The organism is Streptomyces roseus (assembly GCF_001044425.1).
Taxonomy (GTDB): Bacteria; Actinomycetota; Actinomycetes; order Streptomycetales; family Streptomycetaceae; genus Streptomyces; species Streptomyces roseus.
This window is the reverse complement of record NZ_LFML01000159.1, coordinates 68,398-88,502: the sequence shown is the minus strand read 5'-3', so window position 1 is coordinate 88,502 and position 20,105 is coordinate 68,398. Positions and strand designations below refer to the sequence as shown.

The 20,105-nt window shown below is 68.7% G+C and carries 22 protein-coding genes and 2 pseudogenes; 11 read left to right on the top strand and 13 right to left on the bottom strand.

Going from position 1 to position 20,105, the window contains the following annotated elements; all coding sequences use genetic code 11:
* Positions 1–144 precede the first annotated feature (144 nt).
* Positions 145–234 (bottom strand): annotated as a pseudogene (locus ACS04_RS39895) (IS5/IS1182 family transposase); the annotation flags it as partial.
* A 245-nt stretch (positions 235–479) separates the two neighbouring features.
* Between ACS04_RS39895 and ACS04_RS38505 the strand changes: the two are divergent.
* Positions 480–725 carry a DUF6262 family protein gene (locus ACS04_RS38505; protein ID WP_053081093.1) on the top strand — a complete coding sequence of 82 codons (246 nt, stop codon included), beginning with the start codon at positions 480–482 and terminating at the stop codon, positions 723–725.
* A gap of 463 nt (positions 726–1,188) precedes the next feature.
* On the opposite strand, the gene ACS04_RS37940 is transcribed toward ACS04_RS38505, so the two are convergent.
* Positions 1,189–2,967 (bottom strand): DUF742 domain-containing protein, encoded by a 1,779-nt coding sequence (locus ACS04_RS37940; protein WP_158977782.1) that lies wholly within the window; start codon positions 2,965–2,967, stop codon positions 1,189–1,191.
* A 612-nt stretch (positions 2,968–3,579) separates the two neighbouring features.
* On the opposite strand from ACS04_RS37940, the gene ACS04_RS33000 reads away from it, so the two are divergent.
* Positions 3,580–4,131, top strand: a complete 552-nt coding sequence (locus ACS04_RS33000; protein ID WP_245236676.1) for a hypothetical protein — start codon at positions 3,580–3,582, stop codon at positions 4,129–4,131.
* 54 nt (positions 4,132–4,185) lie between these two features.
* Here ACS04_RS33000 and tpg read toward each other — a convergent pair whose 3' ends face one another.
* A complete protein-coding gene (tpg, locus tag ACS04_RS32995) occupies positions 4,186–4,767 on the bottom strand; it encodes a telomere-protecting terminal protein Tpg (protein WP_048480538.1) in 582 nt (193 codons plus the stop codon).
* 8 nt (positions 4,768–4,775) lie between these two features.
* Positions 4,776–5,735 carry a hypothetical protein gene (locus ACS04_RS32990; protein ID WP_053081092.1) on the bottom strand — a complete coding sequence of 320 codons (960 nt, stop codon included), beginning with the start codon at positions 5,733–5,735 and terminating at the stop codon, positions 4,776–4,778.
* Positions 5,736–6,570: 835 nt separating this feature from the next.
* On the opposite strand from ACS04_RS32990, the gene ACS04_RS39885 reads away from it, so the two are divergent.
* Complete coding sequence (locus tag ACS04_RS39885) at positions 6,571–7,944, top strand: NucA/NucB deoxyribonuclease domain-containing protein (RefSeq protein ID WP_245236675.1); 1,374 nt, start codon at positions 6,571–6,573, stop codon at positions 7,942–7,944.
* 52 nt (positions 7,945–7,996) lie between these two features.
* On the opposite strand, the gene ACS04_RS32980 is transcribed toward ACS04_RS39885, so the two are convergent.
* Positions 7,997–8,452, bottom strand: coding sequence for a hypothetical protein (locus ACS04_RS32980; RefSeq protein WP_048480554.1), 456 nt, complete (start codon positions 8,450–8,452; stop codon positions 7,997–7,999).
* Positions 8,453–8,731: 279 nt separating this feature from the next.
* The gene (locus ACS04_RS32975; RefSeq protein ID WP_158977779.1) at positions 8,732–9,067 is read right to left on the bottom strand and encodes a hypothetical protein; all 336 of its coding nucleotides are present in this window, start codon (positions 9,065–9,067) and stop codon (positions 8,732–8,734) included.
* Positions 9,068–9,435: 368 nt separating this feature from the next.
* Here ACS04_RS32975 and ACS04_RS32970 point away from each other — a divergent pair, with 368 nt between their 5' ends.
* A complete protein-coding gene (locus tag ACS04_RS32970; protein WP_048480536.1) occupies positions 9,436–9,627 on the top strand; it encodes a hypothetical protein in 192 nt (63 codons plus the stop codon).
* Positions 9,628–9,763: 136 nt separating this feature from the next.
* On the opposite strand, the pseudogene ACS04_RS32965 reads toward ACS04_RS32970, so the two are convergent.
* From ACS04_RS32965 to ACS04_RS32960, 3 genes and pseudogenes are all read right to left on the bottom strand, one after another.
* A pseudogene (locus tag ACS04_RS32965) lies at positions 9,764–10,051 on the bottom strand (HNH endonuclease); the annotation flags it as partial.
* Positions 10,052–10,224: 173 nt separating this feature from the next.
* Positions 10,225–10,350, bottom strand: coding sequence for a hypothetical protein (locus tag ACS04_RS40230; RefSeq protein ID WP_280921049.1), 126 nt, complete (start codon positions 10,348–10,350; stop codon positions 10,225–10,227).
* Between the two features lie 67 nt (positions 10,351–10,417).
* Complete coding sequence (locus tag ACS04_RS32960; protein WP_078865608.1) at positions 10,418–11,365, bottom strand: helix-turn-helix domain-containing protein; 948 nt, start codon at positions 11,363–11,365, stop codon at positions 10,418–10,420.
* Positions 11,366–11,545: 180 nt separating this feature from the next.
* On the opposite strand from ACS04_RS32960, the gene ACS04_RS32955 reads away from it, so the two are divergent.
* Positions 11,546–12,292, top strand: a complete 747-nt coding sequence (locus ACS04_RS32955) for an SDR family oxidoreductase (protein WP_048480535.1) — start codon at positions 11,546–11,548, stop codon at positions 12,290–12,292.
* Positions 12,293–12,535: 243 nt separating this feature from the next.
* Positions 12,536–13,288 (top strand): SDR family NAD(P)-dependent oxidoreductase, encoded by a 753-nt coding sequence (locus ACS04_RS32950; protein ID WP_048480534.1) that lies wholly within the window; start codon positions 12,536–12,538, stop codon positions 13,286–13,288.
* A gap of 663 nt (positions 13,289–13,951) precedes the next feature.
* On the opposite strand, the gene ACS04_RS32945 is transcribed toward ACS04_RS32950, so the two are convergent.
* On the bottom strand, positions 13,952–14,683 hold the full coding sequence (locus tag ACS04_RS32945) for an HNH endonuclease family protein (RefSeq protein WP_048480533.1): 732 nt from the start codon (positions 14,681–14,683) through the stop codon (positions 13,952–13,954).
* 277 nt (positions 14,684–14,960) lie between these two features.
* Here ACS04_RS32945 and ACS04_RS32940 point away from each other — a divergent pair, with 277 nt between their 5' ends.
* Complete coding sequence (locus ACS04_RS32940) at positions 14,961–15,422, top strand: hypothetical protein (protein WP_048480532.1); 462 nt, start codon at positions 14,961–14,963, stop codon at positions 15,420–15,422.
* A gap of 121 nt (positions 15,423–15,543) precedes the next feature.
* Here ACS04_RS32940 and ACS04_RS32935 read toward each other — a convergent pair whose 3' ends face one another.
* The 3 genes from ACS04_RS32935 to ACS04_RS32925 all read right to left on the bottom strand — a co-directional run bounded on the left by ACS04_RS32935 (position 15,544) and on the right by ACS04_RS32925 (position 17,722).
* Positions 15,544–15,741, bottom strand: coding sequence for a hypothetical protein (locus tag ACS04_RS32935; protein ID WP_048480531.1), 198 nt, complete (start codon positions 15,739–15,741; stop codon positions 15,544–15,546).
* A gap of 164 nt (positions 15,742–15,905) precedes the next feature.
* Positions 15,906–16,274 carry a hypothetical protein gene (locus ACS04_RS32930; protein ID WP_209441833.1) on the bottom strand — a complete coding sequence of 123 codons (369 nt, stop codon included), beginning with the start codon at positions 16,272–16,274 and terminating at the stop codon, positions 15,906–15,908.
* Between the two features lie 410 nt (positions 16,275–16,684).
* A complete protein-coding gene (locus tag ACS04_RS32925) occupies positions 16,685–17,722 on the bottom strand; it encodes an ATP-dependent DNA ligase (protein WP_048480530.1) in 1,038 nt (345 codons plus the stop codon).
* Between the two features lie 151 nt (positions 17,723–17,873).
* Between ACS04_RS32925 and ACS04_RS38500 the strand changes: the two genes are divergently transcribed.
* The 4 genes from ACS04_RS38500 (at position 17,874) to ACS04_RS32910 (ending at position 20,053) form a co-directional block, all read left to right on the top strand.
* Complete coding sequence (locus ACS04_RS38500; RefSeq protein WP_158977776.1) at positions 17,874–18,368, top strand: hypothetical protein; 495 nt, start codon at positions 17,874–17,876, stop codon at positions 18,366–18,368.
* A gap of 245 nt (positions 18,369–18,613) precedes the next feature.
* Positions 18,614–18,943 (top strand): DUF6233 domain-containing protein, encoded by a 330-nt coding sequence (locus tag ACS04_RS32920; RefSeq protein ID WP_048480529.1) that lies wholly within the window; start codon positions 18,614–18,616, stop codon positions 18,941–18,943.
* A 238-nt stretch (positions 18,944–19,181) separates the two neighbouring features.
* Positions 19,182–19,682 carry a hypothetical protein gene (locus ACS04_RS38495; RefSeq protein WP_158977773.1) on the top strand — a complete coding sequence of 167 codons (501 nt, stop codon included), beginning with the start codon at positions 19,182–19,184 and terminating at the stop codon, positions 19,680–19,682.
* A gap of 146 nt (positions 19,683–19,828) precedes the next feature.
* Positions 19,829–20,053: a hypothetical protein gene (locus tag ACS04_RS32910; RefSeq protein ID WP_048480527.1), complete on the top strand. Its 225-nt coding sequence runs from the start codon at positions 19,829–19,831 to the stop codon at positions 20,051–20,053.
* The last annotated feature ends 52 nt before the right edge of the window (positions 20,054–20,105 follow it).

Genomic DNA, 20,105 nt, shown 5'->3' with positions numbered 1-20,105 from the left:
CACCCACAACTCCTCCGGCACCAAATGCTCAACCAGACTCGTCATGCACGGCTCAACGAACGATCACGCCAAAGGAAACGACGTCTAAAGGTTGTTGCCAAAGGTCCTTTTCGGGCAGGCCAGGGTGGTGCTTGGCCTGCTGTTTCACCGGGTCATGGCGAGGTTGTGCATGGTGGCGACGGCCTGGACTGCATGGTGGAGGCCGTCTCCTTTCTGGCGGCAGTCGCGGAGGGGCCCTGGACGGCTCGTCTCGGCCGAAGTGCGGCTGGCCGTCGGGCGAATTCGGAGCTGCAGCGTTCCGGACTCGGTCGTTCGGGGCGGGGTGGGAAACTTCGGTGAACAACTCTGGCCCAACCCCGAGCAGGGGGTGGGGAGATTCAAAGAGCCTCATCACGTCCGCCGAACCCGTCGTGTCGTGGCCCTCGGTCTGCCCCGTATTGGGCCGCCCGAGGATCTTTTCGCCCTGAAAGGCCCACCGGATGACCAACCCCATGATCGACGGGAAACGGGCCGACTCGGCCCGCCGCCGCGAACGCGTCCTCAAGGCCATCGACACCGCGGTGAAGTCCGGCGGAGACATCACCGTCTCCGGCCTCGCCCGCGCGGCGCGAGTCGACCGGACATTCCTCTACCGCCACCCTGACCGGCTCGAACGAGTCCACGTCGCCGCCAGCACCCCCGCCGAGAACGGGCTGACGGTGACCTCTTCGAGGTCGTCGTCATAGCGGCGTAGTTCGGGGGTAGAGCCGGGGATGGGCTCGCCCATGGTGGGGTCCACCGAGAGGGCCGCCAGGGAACGGTCGAGGGCGTGAATCTCTTGGCGGCCGAGTTTGTTGATCTGGTCGGTAGCACTGTCGCTGAAGGCGATGCGTGCTCGCCGGCCGGGATGTCGAGCCATCAGGCGACATGTCCTCGCTCAGCATCGAGCTCGGCGAGACGCCGATCCCGTACGACCTCCCACGGAGTGGTCTCCTCCACGCTGGGTACGCCGTGGGCGGCGACGTCTTCGAGGAAAGCGGCCAGGTCATTCGCTCTTGCACGCGTGCGTGCGGCGTAGGCGAGGAGCGAGTCGGCTGCCTGGGAAGCCTCTTGGGGCCCGGTGGTCGGCGGTTGGGGGTCAGGGGTACTCATGACAACTCCAAACTCGTGTCCTGTGTCTACGGTAGCGCTGTGCGGCAAGCGATTCCGCTACTCGGAGGTTCCAGGGGCTTCCAGAGCACCGTCGTTGAGGAGATCCACCACGAGCTTGGTCGTGTGCTCGAAGGGAAGACCAAGTCCGAGCGCTAGGTTGGAAATGGTCGTTGGGTTTTCACAGGATGCATAGACGCGGTGATGTGCCATAGATCTATTTGATAGGTCGGCTCCTATCGCCGCGCGAACTAGTGTAGAAATCGGAAGGCCGTACATGGGCAGCGGTCGCGAACGGGAAACGTCGTGGCTATCCCCCTCCTCAGCCCTTGGCTGCTGAGTGACGCGCCTGGTCGAGGGGGCCTCGGTCTCTTCCTGCCGGACTCTCTCTCCACCAATCCTGTACCAGCATTGTGCGCCCAAGCGGGCTGCTTCCCTTTTTCTTCCAAGACTTTCTAGTTCATTGAGCAGCATTCGAAGCTCGTGAAGAGGCCGTCTCCCGGCAGCAGCCAGTACCCAATCTCGTTCGTCCTCGTTCAGGTCATCCAGGACGAATGGCACCTGGGAGGGATGCCTCTCTCCTCCGACAGCGGCCAAAACTGCGTGCAGCTCGTCGGTGAGTCCGTGCTGACGCAAGACCTCAAACACGAGGCCTATGGGCTCTCTAAGCCGGCCTACAGCAGCCACGAGGTTGCTGTAGTCCGCGTCGAGTTCAGCATCTAGGAGGGCCGTAAGCAAGGGGCCGATAGCAGCAGGGGCACTATCCTTCCCGACCAACCGGATCACCTCGTCGACGACACCGCCTGATCCTGTTGCTCTCAGCTCTGATATCGAGTGGACGAAGCCGGAAGGACCCAAGGCCACGCTCTCGCGGGCCAAGTCCTGGAGGTATGCCTGTTGTGGCTTCGGATCGTCGTTCCGCCCTTGCGGTCGTTCGAAGAGGTGCATGTTCACGTAGGAACCGCGGGGGGCGATGACCCCCGTTAGCCAGTTGTCCGCGGGAACACCGCTGCTAGGAGGGTTGTCCGGCAAGTTGTCCCGACTCATCTCCTCGGCAAGTCGATCCAGGCGACCAGACCTGTCATCCAGGTGATGCGCAGCTTTGGCCAAAGCCTCATCGATGTCTGCGGAGTCGTTGCCAGGGACCTCCGGTATCGTCTGCAGGCTGCTTTCTGGGAGCTGCTCGGCTTCGGGAGCCCACAGCTGGCCGCGAAGGCGGTCTAGTTCAATCGACAGGACGCGTACCTGCTCGGCGGCTTCTGCCGCAAGAAGGTCAGCTCTACTGCGCTCTTCCTGTGCGCGCTTCAGTTCAGACTCCGCCGTGGTCCGCTGGCGCTCACTCTGCAGCAGGCGTGTCTCAACATCGTGTGTCGCCATTTCACTGGTCGCCGTATGGAGCCGGTCTCGCTGCCGGGCAAGGATAGCGATGTCACGTTGGAGCTTGTCCACCATAGCCAAGAGCAGCAGCACCATGTGGTTCGCGCTGTTGCGTTCTCGTTCGAGCTCTGTCACCCGCTCCATTGCTCTTGTGAGCTTGTCTGAGACATCCAGGGACCGCTTCTGAACGATGACAAGTTCTGCCGCAAGGGACTCACCCGACGCTCTGGAGTTCTGGGACTTGTGTGGAGAGGCAAGTGTCTGTTCCCGAAGCTCTTTGACTTGGTGCATCAGTCGCTCACGGCTGCGGACATCCCGTGAGCAGATGTCGGCTAAAGCCTGGACGAAGTCGTCTTGGACACCAATGCCTGCCAGCCGCTCCGAGACGGTGGTGCGGCTAGGCACCTTCCCGCTTGTGAAGTGCTCCGGCTTCAGCTCTGCCAGGACATCGTCGACTCGCATGTCAGCCGCATCGAGCCAGGTACGCAGCAACTGAGCCAGCCGGTTGGCTTCCTCAGTGCCACCTCGCAGCTCTCCCCACGGGCGTGTGCGGCGCTGTCCTCCCTTTGGCAACTGTTCCCCCCTGACTCGAAGCGGACAACTGGTCGTTGTTCGTCCTTGTTCGGTCCCTCACCCGGACAACTGGACCCGCCTATCACAGCAGATGAAGTGTGTGGAGTGCGCCCGGTTGGAAGCGGGCGATCGCACGATCATCGTCGCGCCTGAGACAGGCGCCCCTCTGACCGGAGTTCTGCTGATGTTCGATTCGCTCAACCACTCGATCGCTCTGATGGTGCACGGCTTCTCACCGAACTACCTGCACAGCTCGTCACGGCGGCCGCAATGGCTGGTGGCGCTGCCGCTCTGCGAGCACTCCGGCGTCGCCGCCCTCGCAAGGCAGAAGACGGCGAGGTCTGACTCACTTCTCATACATCTCCTTGAGACGTCCAGCCCCTCAGGAACAGGCGCCTACCAGCCAATCCAGTAGGAAACAACGGCACCGGGCAGGAGGCGTTGAGACGATGGCAACTCGCCGTACTCGGCGTCACTGTGCCGGGTCATCCAGGAGGTCTCGTGGTTCCTGACGTACACCAGCCCCACACCTTCGCCGAGTTTCTGGAGGTGCATCTCAACCTGACGCCCGAGCTCACTGCGGCCGGCCTCAGCGTGGAGCAGGTCGCCAACGTGGCGCTGCTGGCCGTGGCCCACTCGGATGCGTACGCAGCAACGGCTCATCTGGTGTCGCTCATGGGTGGCCTGCCGGTTCCGTCGGAGGACCCGAAGGACTTCTGGTTCCGGCTGTGGCAGGCATCTGGGAGCGCGATCTTCATGCCGCCGAACATCACCTCTCAGGTCCTGCGGGCTCTGAACGGTGACGGCACCGGGTTGGCGTACCAGCTGTTGAGCGCCTTGGAGGAGATGGACCAGGAGCAGCGTGCTGCGGCTGGCCTGGTGATCGGTCAGGCGCTGGAGGCGAACGGTGTCAGCGGATACCGGCAGGTCAAGCTCGGGGAGTGGTGGCTTCGCGATGCCGAAGCGACCTCTTGGCGGGTCGTCTACGCCGCACAGAAGACGAGCTCCGTAGACGGCCAGATCGACTTCCAGCAAGGCTGGCGCCAGCGCTAGTCCAGAGCGTGGCTGTGGCCCCCGGGATGTGCGTCCTCGGGGGCCACAGCCATGTCAGATGTCGAAGTCCATGAACCGGATGTCGCCGAACTGGATCTCGGTGTACTCGTTGTCCCCGCCGGCTTCGTGGATCTTCTCGACCTGGATGTAGAGGGCGAGGATCCTCTGGGCTTCCTGCTCATCGCCGTCTTCCAGTGCCTGGAAGAGGGGAGTGGCGTACTGGGGCGGCAGGGTTTCGGCGATGTGCCGCATGCGCGGGTCGGGGGTCGTCGCTCCTGAACGGGAATTGCTGTAACCGAACTCCGCCTTGCCCTTGACCCGGACCGGGCCCGCTTGGGCCGCCTTGATGACCTGCTTCTGCAATCGGGGCTTCCAGTTGGCCCTGACCTCGCTGTCCAGCTTCTGTTGGATCTGGGCAGGCGGGTTCTTGCGCTTGCCGTTGAGGTAGCGGCGGAAGCTGTCGGGGTGGATGCCCAGGCGTGCTGCGGCCCGCTGGACCGCGCCGGCCTCACCCCGCGTCTTCTTCTCGTCCCGCAGGAGGGCCGCGGCCTGGCCCTTGGTGGTCTTGGGGATGGCCTGCTGGTCAGTGAGCTTGCCGTATACGGCGCGGCGGAGACCGTCGAGGATCTTTCCCATGGGGTGCCTCACTCGCCTTCGTCGACTCGTTCGCCCTCACGGGGGGCGATGTAGCGGGCGGGGTTGCCCTGCTCGCGGGCTTGGAGGTACCAGTCCATGGAGCGGGTGCCTTCGAGCTTGGCCCAGCCGGGGGCGACGCCGAGGCGGAAGGCTCCGGGGATCTGGCTTCCGTCGTCCTTGCGTGGGATGAGCTCCAGCGGCGAGGCGGTGTTCGCCGGGTAGATGACGCAGTCGCTGTACGCGGCGAGCGGGGATCGGCCGGTGAGCTCCTTCGTCTTGGCGATGCGGCGGTGCTGGATGACGCGGGCGGTGGAGATGATGGAGGCGCGGATGTCGGGGCGCCACCAGGGCTTTTCCAGCTCGGGCCAGGGCTGGCCGTCGACGTAGTCGCGGTAGCGGGCGGGGCTGGCGTTGAGCTTGCCGACGCCGGACTTCACGGACTGCTTGATAGCCCGCAGGACGAGTCGCTCGGCCGGGTCTCCTTCGCCGTTCTCGTAGCGCTCCATGGCCTCCAAGAACGCTTCGGGGGTCATGTCCTCGGTGATGCCCAGGCGGGCCATGGTGGTCTTGTAGGCGGTCGCCAGGCGCTCGTTCCAGGGGTCGAGCCAGCCGGCACCGAGGGGGGTACGGAGCCAGGCCTCGATGGGCTGCGGGTTGAGGCCCAGCTTGCGGGCGTAGTCGACGGTCTGGGTGGTGTACCAGCCAGGGCCGGTGGGGCGCTGCCCGTTCGCGGTGAAGGGGTTCGGGAGGCGCGGGTCCATGTCGGCGCCGGAGAAGTCGACGCGCCAGGCTCCGGGGATGCGGGGGTCGAACGTGGGCCGGGCGTGGTGGACGGGGTCGCTGTCGCCGACCAGGAGCCGGGAGGACCCGGAGAGGAAGCTGGTGTTGGTGTCGATGCCGACGACGTGCGTGAAGGCGCGCTCGTCGGCTTCGGGGGCCCTGTGCCAGAACCACGCCTCTTCCCGCATCACACGGACCCCACGCCGGCCAGTTCGACCTCCTCGAATACTCCGACAAGGAAGTCTGCGCAGCGTTCCCCCTGGCCATGCCCGGCCGCGCCGCCTGCATCGCCCTGTCCCTGCCCGCCCACCTCCACCCCAGACTCCTGGACACCGCCCACACCCTCAGCCAGCACTCCGCAGGCATCCACCTCGCCCTCCTCCTCGCAGCCACCGCCGACACTCACCCCACCAGCCAACCCGCCGCAACCAGGTCAGTAAGGAGCAGAGTCGCCCTCGCCCTGCCATGACCACCCCGCTGCGGTGTGCTTTGCCGATCGGTACACCGGCCCCTATCGAGGGCCCGGGACGGCGTCACCGCGATAGGCGGCTACTCGACCGGCCATGCATGGCTTGACGAGCTGGCCCACATCTCATCAGGGGCCCTTTGGTCACCAGGCGCCTGAAGGGCCCGCTTGGCATTCGTGCCGTCCTTGATCACGGATGCCGAGCGGGCCCCGCCTAGCGGTGGCGCTGGCCATCCGGGCGGGGACAACGCCCGGCGCCGCATGCACCGCTGATGTGGGTTCGCTCGGCGCGGCGTTCCTCGGCAACGCAGTCGGCTTGGGAGGGAGGCGGCGCTGTCCACCGTTCGTGCGAAGTCGACAGCAGAGACGCGCCCCGCGGCCACGTCGATCAGCCAGAAGTCTCATCACATCTCGCCATATGCGCCTCGAACACTCTCCGCTGGTTCAAATGTTCGATATCACTGGGGGGTTGGGCGAAATCCGCTCATTGGCCGTCCTGTGGGGGAATCATCACTACCGCACTACTGACACGTCGCCGCTTTGCCCTGTTAGCCGCCATGGCAGCGGCCATCACGCTGCGTGTCGCCACCAGCGCCGCTGCCGAAGGAAACGAACAGCTCACGGCCCGCACCTTCATGGTCGCCCCTGGAGCTTCGACCCCATCGCTCGCCGAGCTCAAGGCCGGCACAGGGATGGCCAAACTGGCAACGGTCGCCGCACCGGAGGACGCTGCGACGACTCCCATGGAGGTTGTCGGGCCGGCAGCCTCCTACGGCAAGCGGGCCACCACCCCGGCCGCCGTCGCCCCGGCACAAATGGGAGCGGCACCGCTGACGTTCCTGTCCCCGGCGGCGGTGTCCTACCCGGAGCCGGCCCGGATGGTCACTCTGGCCGAGTGCAAGCAGAACCTGGCCGGAGCCTCCCAGGTCTACGTCAAGTCCCGGTTCGCGGTGTGCACGGGGCTGAAGGTCACGACCGTGTGGGAGAAGCAGAGCGGCGCCGTGGGCACCAGTACGTACACCGTGTACGTGCGGGGCACCGTGCCCAAGGAAGGGGACCGCACCACGTACTTCGACTACGACGTCACCGACTTCACCGTGGTGGGCAGCACAGGGGTGTCCGGTCTGAAGATCGGCCTCAAGGGTGGCATCGCAGCCGACTGGCCGGCGGCCGCGACACCGGTCACGAGCAAGACCCTGCCGGTGACCAAGACCTGGCTGGAGATGCAGTCCAACCCCCACTTCACCCACTCCGTGCGCTACGCCCCCGGGCAGGGCACCGGGGCCGGCGCAGCCGATGTGGTCGCGGCTGTCTATCAGCCGGAGGTCACCTCGACGCTACCGGCGGGCTGGGTGGGCGAAAGCCCCAAGACGGGCAAGCCGTTCATGTTCGCTCCCCGCTGGGACGCGGCCTCTTACCTGCGCAACTCCACCGGCGCGGGCAATCCCGCGAACAAGGGCGGCGCGGCGTTCAGCATGATCGCCACCCTGGAGTACAGCTCGAAGCCCGGAGCACCGGAGCAGGCTGTGGCCGAGCACATCAAGCAGGCGTTCGCCAACCCGAAAGCGACCAAGCCGCTCAACGCGCTGAAGAACGTGCCCGGCGACACGATCCAGGAGCCGCTGCACCGCCTGTTCCTCGACCAGAAGCGTCTCGACCGCAACCGCGCCGTCTCCGTCAGGGAATGCAAGCGCTACTGGGGAGCCAACTACACCGACGGCGGCAAGGAGTGCGACGAGTTCCCCTTCGCCTCCACCTACGAAGGCTCCGCGATCGACGAGTACGACCCGCACGTCGAGAAGAACAACTTCTCCGTCCAGCCCATCCCCGGCGACCAGAACGGCGCCGGCGGCACCCTGCTGCGCGGCTTCTACAACGCCAACCGCATCATCGACGGACTCGAAGACGGCTTCATCGTGAAGATCAACTGACCTAGCCGACCAGCCAGTGGGGCCCGGCACAGGTGCAGCCGGGCCCCACGCCTCATCCGGCCTTCGGCCAGAAATCGATCACATACCGCTCCACCGCGTAGGCCGTTCCCTTATCCCGCGTCACCCGCTCCACCTCAGCCCTGCCTGCGCAGCGGACCCTCACCCGCCACATCCCGGGGTGCCCAAGCCTGATCAGTTCCTCGGAACGGCCACTCCCCCACACCGCGACATCGCCCGAAACCGACTCGTAGTCGGCCTCGCCCTCCTCGTCCCAGTGGCCGTCCTCCCTCTCAGGCCGCCCGTCCCAGACACGGGCCGTCACCGTCGCGGTATGGGTGTGACCAGCGCTGAACACGTCGAACCGGCGGACGCGCTCCTGCAAGAACACGCCCCATTCGAAGTCATCTGGAAACGGAACCGGCACCGCACTGTCGTCCGACTCCTGAAAGCCGAACGAGCGATACTCCACCCGCGCGTCCAACTCCTGCTGCCCCAGCAACACGGCCATGCTCTGCCCTTCCTCCCAGAATCGCGGCACCTCCCAGGCGACCGTAGGCCACGCCCCACTCCTCTCCGCGAGGACCAGCCATCGCATGCCCTGCGACAGCGCACCAGCCGGTGGAAGGGTCCCCTCCACGCGATCGGAGAGCCAGGACGGGCGGCCGCGACGCCCAGCGGCACTCCCGCTCCGCGCCATCCCCGCCAGCGCAGCGCAGCCTGGCCGCCGTCCACTGCGCGCCGTACCCGCACCGCGAATCCGGCGCCAGCGCCGGCGACAACCCGGATGTCACCCTGATACGTGGCGGGCGTAGCGTTCGTGCGCTGACTGGCGTGTGCAGCCGAGGGCCGTGCCGATGGCCTCCCAGGAGACCATGGCCTCCCGGGCGGTACGGACCGTGGCGAGGGCGAGCGTGGGGGTGGTGTCCTGGAGGCGGGCGATCGCGCGCAGTGCGGTTACCGGGCTCGTCTTCGCGAGTTCGGTGATCCGGTCCTGGAGGGTGGTGAGCAGCTGTTCGACGTCGCGTGGGATGAGGCCTTCGGTGGTGGTGACGTGGTATTCCCAGTCCGCGAACGGACCGGTCCTGGCCTCCTCGCCCTCGGTCGCCGTGACGTCGCCCCACACGACCGGGTGCGTGGTATCCGCGCGCCAGCCGCATCCGCACGCGCCTTTCACCGCGGCAGCGCGTTCGGAGACGGTGCCGTCGCTGTCCCACCACGCGGTACTCCCGCCCAAGGCCTCCACCGGCGGTGCTTCACGGCCATCGGCCAAAACCGCTACGACCGAACCCTCATGACGACCTGTCTCATCCACCCACACCATGCCTCGGCGCTCCTCTCAGACCTACGACAGACGTCAGGAAGTCCTGACATCCCGACGATGTCAGGAAAGCCTGACAAGTGGAGGCGCTTTCCGTGAACCGGTACGCCCGACAGCACCAGGGACGAACGTCCGAGGTGTGACCTGCGGGGGCGCCCGCCGCTGTTGCAGGTATGGAAGAGACCCTGGACCTGCTGGACACACTCCTCGACGGAGCGAGCGAGCCACGACTGAAACTGATCAGCACAGACGAGGCACGCGCCCTGATCGTGCTCCTCGGGCTGCTCGAAGAAGGCGACCACGGCCAAGACGTACGCCGGGCCGCGGGCGACATGCGCTTCCGCCTCGGATCCCGCCTCGCCTGACCCACATCACCCCAACCCGCCAGCAGTCTCCCGGCGCCATAGTCACCCGTACCGGACGTGAGCGGCCAGCCCCGCTCGAAGAAGAGAGCCCCGACACCGGGAAAGGCGTCGGGGCTCTCACCCTGTCCCGCAGTGGCTACGGAGCGGGGATGAACTCCACCTCCGTGCCCCCGCACCCGGCCGCGATGTCCAGCAGTCGCGCACGCTCCAGCTCGTCGACGGCCAGGCCCCAGCGAAGCTTGGTCGCCGTCCACTCCGCCCCATACCGGCACAGCGCATCCGGCGCCGGCGGCAGCCACTCAGCAGGGTCCTGATCCGCCTTGCTCCGGTTCGAACGGGCCGTCACAGCAACCAGGGAGGACAGCTGGCCCTGGTCGTTCGCGTACGCCTCACGCCGCGCAGCCGTCCAGGCGCTGGCCCCAGCTGGCGGGGAGCGTCATTCGAAGCCTGCGGTATTCCTCAACGGCTTGCAAGACACCCCGCTGGGGGCTCAGGCGCTGTGGAGGAGTGTGTTGACCCGCCTGTGGCTGCCCCGAACGCCGCCCGTGGGGCGCCGTCAGTTGGGCTGGTGGAAGCTGCGCTTGTGGGAGGGGCCGGTCAGCCGAGCGACTCGGCGGCGTAGTGAGCTCCGACTCCTGCGGCCTTGGTGCCGAGCTGGAACCGCAGGGCCTTCTCGGGGAGCCTCGGCTGGAGGCGGGCCTTCACATCCTCGTCGCCGACCACATATGAAACGCCGTTACGTACCTCGTAACGCTCGTCGGTGCCGTCCTCTCCCTGTCCCGACGCCGCGTCACCTCCCGCGCCCGCCCCCCTTGCCGGGCGCGGGCTGCTGCCGGTGGGCGGAGACTGCAGCCCCGGCCCGGGTCTCATCTGTCTGGGTTCTGTCCGTATGGGTGTTACTGGGGGTCCATCTGGCGAGCATGCGCAGGGCGTTCTCCGACGGTGAGCCAGGTTCGACGGTGTAGAGGCCGAGGGTCTGGTCGGAGTCTCCGATGGGGGTGAAGGCTTCGAAGCCGAGGGTGAAGTCTTCGGCGAGGGCGTGGTGGTAGCGCTTGGAGCCGTACTTGGGCTGGTACACGTCGTGCTCCGACCACCACCGGCCGAAGTCCCTGTCACCGGCGGACAGTTCCCCGGCCAGCTGCGCCAGCCGGGGATCGCGCGGATGGTGGCTGGCGTACAGGCGCAGCATGCCGACGTTTTCGCGGGCGGTCTCGGGCCAGTCGACGTAGAGGTCACGAGCCTCGGGGGCGAGGAACATGTAGCGGGCCATGTTCCGCTCGCCGGCCGGAAGGCCTTCGAAGTCGCGGTAGAGGGCGCGGGCGAGGTGGTTGACGGCCAGGACATCCAGGCGGTGCCCGAGCAGCAGGGCCGGGACGTCGGTGATGTTCTCCAGCACGCGCAGCAGCCCGGGGCGAGCACGCTGTGCGCTGGTTTCCCCGGGGTGCTGCCCAGCGGGGTTGGCCAGGGCGAACAAATGGTTACGTTCAGTGCTGTTCAGTTGCAGTGCGTGAGCGACGGCGTTCAGGACGGCGGCGGAGACGGACGTGGTGCGTCCGCGTTCGAGCCGCACGTAGTAGTCCACGCTGACTCCGGCCAGCTGGGCGACTTCCTCACGCCGCAGGCCGGGCACCCGTCGCGCGCCAAGGTGAGGGGCAAGGCCGGCCTGTTCCGGGGTGAGGCGGGCCCGGCGCGTGCGCAGGAAGTCCCGGATGTCGGTCTCCGGCACGGGCTGGCTCATGTTTTCAGGCTAGCCCTGCCAGCCGGCCCCGCCCCGTGTCCGTGAGGGGGTACTGATGGACCCCCGGTAGGCCGAACCCCGGGACGAGGAGGGTTCTACCTGGGGTTCCGTCCGGCTGGTGCTCTGGATGTGTCGCTCGGCCACAAGGGCCGGCACACCATCCCAGGAAGAAGCACAGCCATGAACCGCATCACCCCCTCCGCCACCCGCAAGATCGTCCTGGTGACCGGCGCGTCCGGCGGCATCGGCGAGGCGACCGCCCGCCACCTCGCCGCCGAAGGCCACCACGTCGTCCTCGGCGCCCGGCGCACCGACCGCCTGGACGCCCTGGTCACCGAGCTCACCGAGGCCGGCCACCGTGCCGAGTCCGCGCAGCTGGACGTGACCGACCGCGCCAGCGTGGAGGCCTTCGTCTCCGGCGCCCTCGAGCGCCACGGCCGCGTCGACGTACTGGTCAACAACGCCGGCATCATGCCGCTGAGCTTCATGGAGGAGCTGCGCGTCGACGAATGGGACCAGATGATCGACGTGAACCTGCGCGGTGTGCTGTACGGCATCGCGGCGGTCCTGCCCACCATGGGCGAGCGCCGGTCCGGGCACATCATCAACGTCGCCTCGACCGGCGGGCACCGCGTAGACCCGACCGGGGTCGTGTACTGCGCGACGAAGTTCGCAGTACGTGCGGTCTCCGACGGCCTGCGCCAGGAGACCCCCGACATCCGCGTCACCGTCGTCAGCCCGGGCCTGACCAAGACCGAGCTCACCCACTCCGGCGGCAACGCCGCACAGCAGGACGCGGTGCGCTCCGCACTCGACGCGGTCGGTATCGACTCCTCCGCCATCGCCCGGGCCATCGGCTACGCCATCGCCCAGCCGGATGACGTCAACGTCAACGAGGTCGTCGTCCAGGGCACCGCACAGCTCTGACGCCCTGCCGGGCGGATCGCTGCTCGCACCGCCGCCGCCCGGAAGCCGGCAGCGGTCACCACTGAACGAGCTCACCGGCTGAGCGGACTCGCTCCGGTGGCGATCGGCGGCACCTCGTCCCCACCTCTGGCGCAAGGTGTCGCCGGCCACCGGGCGGCCGCCGGTGTCACCGGCTGATGCGGCGCTCCCGGCAACCACTCCCGTACAGGCATCACCCCAAAGCGACACGAAGGATCCAGAGAGATGAACCAGCAGTTTGCAGGCGCTTCGGCGCTCGTCACCGGCGGCGGCAGCGGGATCGGGCGGGCCTCCGCCCTGGCCCTGGCCGCAGAAGGGGCACTGGTGACGGTCGCCGGCCGCACCGCGGAGACCCTGAAGGAGACCGTCCGCCTGATCGAGGCCTCCGGCGGCTCGGCCCGCTACGTGGTGGCCGACATCACCGACGAGGCACAGGTGGAGAAGGCCGTCGATGCCGCCGTCGCGGACATCGGCCGCCTCGACATCGCGTTGAACAACGCCGGATACGACGGTGAGTACCAGCTCACCCGCAACTACTCCACCGACATGCTCGACCGGATGATCGCCCTGAACGTGCGCGGCGTGTTCCTGTCGATGAAACACGAGCTCCGCCACATGACGGCGCAGGGCGCCGGGGCGATCGTGAACATGTCCTCCGGCGCCGGACTGATCGGGGTTCCCGGCTTCTCCGGTTACGCGGCCACCAAGGCCGCCGAGATCGGCATGACCAAGAGCACTGCGGTCGAGGTGGCGCCCCACGGCATACGCGTCAACGCCGTGTGCCCCGGCCTGGTCGACACCCCCATGATCGCCGCCCTGGACGCGGACCAGCGCACGTCACTTGACGCCGCCCACCCCCTGGGACGGATCGCCCGCGCAGAGGAGATCGCCGACGCCGTGGTCTGGCTCTCTTCCGACAAGGCCAGCTTCGTCACCGGCATCGCCCTCCCCGTCGACGGCGGATACACCGTGCCCTAGACGGCGGCCCGCCCCGGCACAAGTGTCTGTTCGAAGACCACAGCCGGGTGCTGTGCGAGCGCGGCACCGGCGCCGTTGATACCCCATCCCCAGGCGGTCAACGGCGCCACCGCCTATGGCCAGGCCGCCGACGCTCCCAACCGGGCGCAGGCGGTGGTCCAGCCTGTCGCATACTGCGGGAGGGGCTGGTTGCCATGGACAGGGTGCTCAAGGCGTAAGCCGGGGAGCGTCATTCCAGCCACGCGGTATTCATGCCTCGGCCAGCCGCACCATCAGCATGGGCCGGTTTCGAGCACGGCTCCTCGGGCAGACGTGCAAGCTCGCCGCTGGGGCTTCGGTCGCGATGCAGCCGCCACCCCCACCGCAGCCGCCGAGGTCGGCAACTCCATCTACCCCCCGTGGTGACCCCCACCCGGTAGCCAGCCCCGCGACGGATCCTGGCCACGCCTCCGCAGGCGCGGCCAGGGCGGGCACCGGCACATGAGACGGTGGCGCCGTCCGGACCCCACCCGGACGAACAGCGCCCCGACGCCCGCCAGGCGCGGTCACCACCTCGATCAGCAAGCAGGCCGCCAGCCCGGCCAGCTACCCCCACTCCACGGGCTGTGGGGCGGGATGGCCCTCGGAGTGCGCCGTGGCGTGCGCGGCTCTACTCAAAAATTCCTACGGCGCGGGCTCGTAGACGACAGTCGTGGTGGGGCAGTCCTCGGCAAGTCCGAGGAGGGCCTGCCGCTCGTTCTCGTCGACGGCCAGGTCCCAGCGCAGTTTCGTACCGACCCAGGTAGCGGCGTAGGTGCAGTGGTAGGAGCCGTCCGAGGGCAGCCACTCGGCCGGGTCCTTGTCGCTCTTGGAGCGGTTGGAGGCAGCGGAGACCGCGATCAGGGTGTCCGGGCTGTTCTGGTCGTTCGCGTACGCCTCCCGCCGCGCCGCGGACCACGGCGTCTGTTCCGAGTCGTAGACCTCGGCGAGCGGGACGAAGTGGTCGACGTCGAGGCGGGCCGCGTCGGTGACGACCAGGTTGTCGTAGGCGCTGCGCCAGGTCCCGCCCGTCAGCTTGCAGCCGGCCGCGACCTGCGGGGCGCCGACGGCCTCGGCGAGGATGACCTCCCTTCGGGTGTCACAGCCGTCCGTCGCGTTCAGCCCGCGGTTCCAGTGCTTGTAGAGGTCCCGCTTGTAGCCCGCGCGGTGTTCCTCGGCGACAGGGAGCCTGTCGATGGCCTCGAACAACGCCAGCGGCGCCCGCACCGCAGCCGCACCCTGGACCGGCACGAGTTGGGTGAGGGTCGTCTCCTTCGCCGCAGGCGTGTCGGCGGCCGCGGGGACGGTGGTGGCGAGCAGGGGCAGGGCGGCGAGCGCGAGGGCGGGAAGACCGCGCCGCATCAGCTTGATGATCATGATCCGGTTTGTATCCGGGCGCCGTTACGGGTGGAAGGGCCTCGTGGGGCAACTCACCCGGCTGGGTGGCCGTTTTCACCGAAGAAACGATCACGGCCTAGGGCCTGTCTCCTTGCGGTTTTTCCGACGTTCAGGTGGTTTGACATCTTGTGGCGCATCTTCAGGGCTCCTGCGGCGTTGCCCGGTTGTCCGGCCGATCTGTGGTCGGCCCACTTGTCGCCGCAGGAGGCTGTCGACCGGAGTCTGCCGCGGCGATCACCAGACGAAGGAGTCACCCATGGGAACCTTGAAATCTGGCGTCTATCGCATCGTCAGCTGGCCCGACGCCCTCGGCTCCGAGGCGCGGGTCCTCACCGCCTCGGAAGAAGGTGTGACCGTTACGGCTCCGGGGGCTGCGCCGGAACGAGAGCAAGAGTGGTCGGTGGAGGTCAAGGATGATGGCACCGCCGCCATCCAGTTTCCCGCCCGCCTCTTCCCCTCTCGTTCCCTGAGCTACAAGGAGCCGGAAAAAGGCGAGAGGGTGATCCTGGGGCCGGTGAGTGACTTCCCCACCCGCGAGTGGAAGATCGAGCCAGCTCCGCAGCAGCCGCTGCCGGCACCCTACTTCATCCGTGTTCCCGACAAGGATCTGCAGATGGTGGTGTCGCCGAAGCGCATCTTCCCGACGGAGCTCGAGCTGGCGCCTTCCGACGTCGACCTCCAGAACGCCTGGGCGCTCCTGCCCGTCGAGAGGGATTAGCCGCGTGACGTCCAGGTGAGGACGCCGTTCCCCATGCATATGGCGTTCAGCGTCGTGGAGCACGTCTGTATTGGCTCTTCGCCTGAGGACGCGCGTTGGGTTCTCGGCTGCTGGCAACCGTTTATCGCCGGGCCCAGATGAGGATCCCGGCGACCAGACTCATCCGGTCGGCAATCGTCTTCCGCGCCAGAAGTCGGCTCTGCTGCTGCCGCGTCCAGCCCGCGAGCATCGCGTCGAACATCGCCGGCGCCGGATCCAGGGCCCGAACATTGCCCGGCATCACCAGGCGCATCGAGCCCGGCACATCGACTGCGTCCACGCCCGCTCCCACGGTTGCATCAGATGCAACATCGTGGCGTCGAACCGAGATCGCCTGAGGCCGAAGGCCTCGTCATCACCCATACGAGTGACAGGCTCCCCCTCCCCGGGCAGGCCACAGCCCTTTCCGGGCCAGGCGGAATGATGCAGCCAGCACAACACCGCCTACTTCGAATCCCACGCCTCGGCAAGCGGCACCATGTGGTCGATATCCAGCCCGGACGCGTTGGTGACCGTGGTGTCGTCGTAATACGACCACCACACACCCCCCGTCAGCGCGCAGCCCGGCCCGATCTCCGGATACTCCACCGCCTCCGACAGCAGCACCTCCGCGCGGGTGTTGCAGCCGTCCGCCGGGATCTCACCCGCATTCCAGTGCTTGAAGGAGGTGCGCTGGTAGCCGGTCCGGTCCTCGACCGCGAGCGGCAGAGCGGAGACCGCGACGCCCATGGGGAGGACCTGCGGCACGACCGCGGGCTGTTCGGCGGCCTGCGCCGCGGTGGGCAGGGACAGGGCGAGGGCAGCGGCCGCCATTACGGCCCGCATCATGATCATCACAGGGGCGGTTCTATCCGCCCCGCCCGCTCGGGAACAGACCTCCGACCTGCGGTTCACCCGCCCGGGGCGCCTGATTCACCGGCGAAACGCCACTGCTGCCGTACGCGAAAGGCCCCGACCAGCCCAGGGGGGACGGGCTGATCGGGGCGGGGCCCGTGCCAGCCGGGGGGGGAGGGCTGGCTCGGGCGTTCAAGGGGTGTGGGCGGGCAAGGGGTGGTCGCCTCGCGGCGGAGGGCACTGCGGGGCTTCAGCCGAACGATCTTCCCCACAGGCAAATGGTTGGGCCCGGGGACATCACCCCCACTGCCCTACCCACACAGATAGATGAACGGTCAACCACACCCGGATGTTCCCGCTTCCTGCACTTCCTCCCGCTCCGGCCCGAATCAGCCCGAGGCAGCGGCCGCACCGGCGCCGAACCCCGGCACATCCTCCGGGGCCACATCCGGGCGCAGCCGCTGGAAGCGGAGCGGGTGGCGGAAGATCCCGCCGTGGTCGACAGCCCGGTCGGCCCTGACCTCCGCGACCAGATCCGGGCGGACCAGGGTCACGTCCAGGACATCACGGCTTCCCCATGCCGCCGAGAACACCGCCCCAGTCCACGGGTGCCCGGATGCGGATGCGGATGCGGATGCGGTGAGACGCTCGGCGACCTGGCGCGCTGCGTTCGGGCGCAGCGCTACGGTCCGGCCGACGGCACGGAGCCGGCCGTCCTGGTCGTAGCGGCCCAGGAGCAGCAGCTGCGGGCGGGCCAGGGTGCCGGTGACCGCGCCGATGACAGCTTCGGTGGTGTCCCGTCTTCGCACCTTGGTCCAGCCCCGGGTATTGGGGAGGTATTTGCTGGTCAGGGGCTTGATGACCAGGCCCTCGACGCCTGACACGTCGGTCCAGGTCTCCAGCCAGTCTTGTGCTGTCGCGAGATCGGTGGTCATCGGGCACAGGGTCCACGGGGCCGTCAGTGCGCGGGCGGAGAAGAGCACTTCGAGGCGTCGGCGGCGCTCACGGTAGGGCAGGCCCATGGTCTCGACGCCGTCGAGTTGGAGGACGTCGAACGCCAGGAAGTAGGCCGGGATGCGGGCCGCGAGGGCGGCCGCGCCCCGGGCGCGGGCGGCCGCCCGGCGCTGCAACGCCTCGAACGACAGGGCCCCGGCCTCCGGGTCCCAGACCAGGAGTTCGCCATCGAGGACCAGGCCGGGCGGGAGCTGCTCCAGTGCGGCTGCCACCAGGTCGGGGAAACGGTCCTGCACCATCGAGCCGCGGCGGGTCTGGATCAACGCCGGGCCGCCCGGAACGGGCGGCGTGAACAGCAGGGCGCGGTGGCCGTCGAACTTCTGCTCGTACGCCACCCCGGCCCCCGGGCGCGTGCGCGGGATCGCCTCGGCGGCCTGCGCCAGCATCGGCGCAACCGGCGGTCTGAGCACCATCCCCGGACTCCCTCGCGCCTCGACCCCCTGTCCCAGGGTCGGTCAGGCCAGCCCTCTTCGGGCCGGTGGCGCGGCCGTCGCATCCACCATCCGAGGGGCCGGGCGGGCCGGTCAGAGGGGGTGCCGGGGCCGGCTGCGGCACGGTAGCGGCATGCGCCGCTGGCCCCTGCCCTTGCTCCTCGCCGCCCTCCTCACGGCTCCCGGATGCGTCACCGTCCCCCCCGCCCCCACCCCACCCGCCCGCGTCTCCCCCGCCACCACTTCGGCGGACCACAAGCAGCCGGCCGGCCCTCGCCCCGCACAGCCGGACACCAGGCCGGGACTGCCCCTCTCCCGGCTGCCCGAGCCACCCACCACCCCCGAGCACGACCGCGCGCCCACACCCGCCCGCCGTATGCCGACCCGGGGGGCGTCCGACGAGACCCGGCACGCCCGGCCGGCACCCAGGCGCAGAACCGCCCCGACGAAGTACGCCGCGAAGCCCCAGCCCCGGAAGGCCAAGGCGCGGCCGCCCCATACGCCCGCCTATCCGGGACGCCCGGCGACGGGCGCTGGGACCGCTGACATGACGGCCCTGTGCCGCGCCACGCACGGCGTCACCAGCACCGCCATCGCCGCTCTGTGCCACCAGACCTACGGCCGGTGACCTGCGCACACTCGCGCAGAAAATCGAACATGCGATCTAATGGGAGGGACGTCCTCCGCAACGCCAGGAGCCCCCGATGACCACCCCCCGAAGCCCCCGCCAGACCCCAGCCCGTCACCTGGGCTCCGAGCCAGACCGGACCCTGTGCCCGCTGCCACGCCCCCACGTGCCGCTACGGGGTCGGGGCCTCGCCGCTCTGCGCAGCGTGCAAGGCCGCACGACAGGCCCAGTACGGGAGTTGAGCGGTGTCCGAACTCCCGCCTGACCTGCCGCGCCTGCGCACCGTCGTCACCTACCTGCGCAGCGAGCTCAACCGCGCTGAGCGCGCGCTGAACACGGCCGAAGAGCGCGAGGCGCTCGCCGCGCGGCGCCGCCCGCCGGCCGAGCCGCCCGCGTGGCTGATCGAGCGCGGCATCGGGACGGGCCGACTGCCGGTCCGCGTCCACGCCGGAGGCTGCTGGGACGCACGAAAACGCTGTACGGGCATGAGCGTGGATGAGGCACGGCGGGCGCTGGCCGAGGGCGTCCAAGCCTGCCCCCACTGCCGGCCCGACGCCACCCTCGGCATCGAGTGAACCCGTAGTGCCGGGCATCGCGACCGGACGCGCCCGGGAGGGTTATCGGGCGGTTCGCTGTTGGTCGGTGCGGTGGGCGAACGCACGGTCGGCGCGGCGGCGGTGGTAGACGGCCTCGGGCCGGATCCCCGCGGCCAGTGCAGCTTGGCGCAGCGCGACACCGGGGCGGAAGGTTGCCGAAGAACGCTTCCCAGTCGTCTGTGTCGGGCGTGGGGTCCGGGGTGCGGGGGTGTGCGTGGTGGGCGGCGTCCATGGCCGCGGCGAAGCCGGGGTCGCGTTTGCGGCGCTGGTAGATCACGGCGGTGGTGATCCCCACGGCGGCCGCGGCCGCCGTGACCGACAGGCCGGACTCCAGGTGTTCGAGAAAGATGCGTCGGCGCTCGGGGGTGAAGCGGGGCGACCTCGCGGGCGCTGGCCGCCCGGCCCCGAGTTCCTTGACCGCATCGTACGCCCTTGCGAACACGGGATCCTCCTGGCGCCAGTGACTGGCTTTCCCGGCCCCATCAAGCAGGATCTGCGCGGCCAGACTGGACGTGCAGCCCAGAGCCAGAAGCCGCAGGTACTCGGCGCGCTGGATGAGGCCGGCGGTGCCGAGTTCGTCAGGGTCAGTGCCCGCCAGGAGGAGCGCGAGGGCGGTGTCGGTACGGGCGGCGGTGAACACCGTCCGAACATCGAGGCCCGCTGCCTGCGCCGCAGTGGCCACGTCCTGCCCGTTCCGCAGACCGTCAAAGAGCGTTGACCGCTTCCGGGCGGGCAGGGCATCGGGCATGGCCGCACGCTATGGGGACCCGCCACCGGTCGACGCTGCGACAGGCCGAGAACAGCGCCGAGGCCGGATGCCTCGTACGGATGCCGCGCTCAGCGGGCGGCGGCAGGGTAGATCGCATGGACTCTGAGCTGCGCGTGATCGTCTATCCCCCCGACGCCCAAGGCGGCCGCCGCGTCCGCGTCGGCGGGGAGATCCTCGGCCGCGCCCTCGGCCCCGGCGACCTCCTCGAATTCCTGCGCCGCGCAGGCCTGGACCCCGACGACGTCGACCTGGACGACGCGCTGCTGGTCGAGTGGCGCGGCGGAGGGCCCGCGGTGTGGAGCCCGGATCCTGGCGAGTAGTGAGCGCAGCAGTGCGGGCAGCCACCCAGATGGGCAGCCGCGGCCCAGGCAG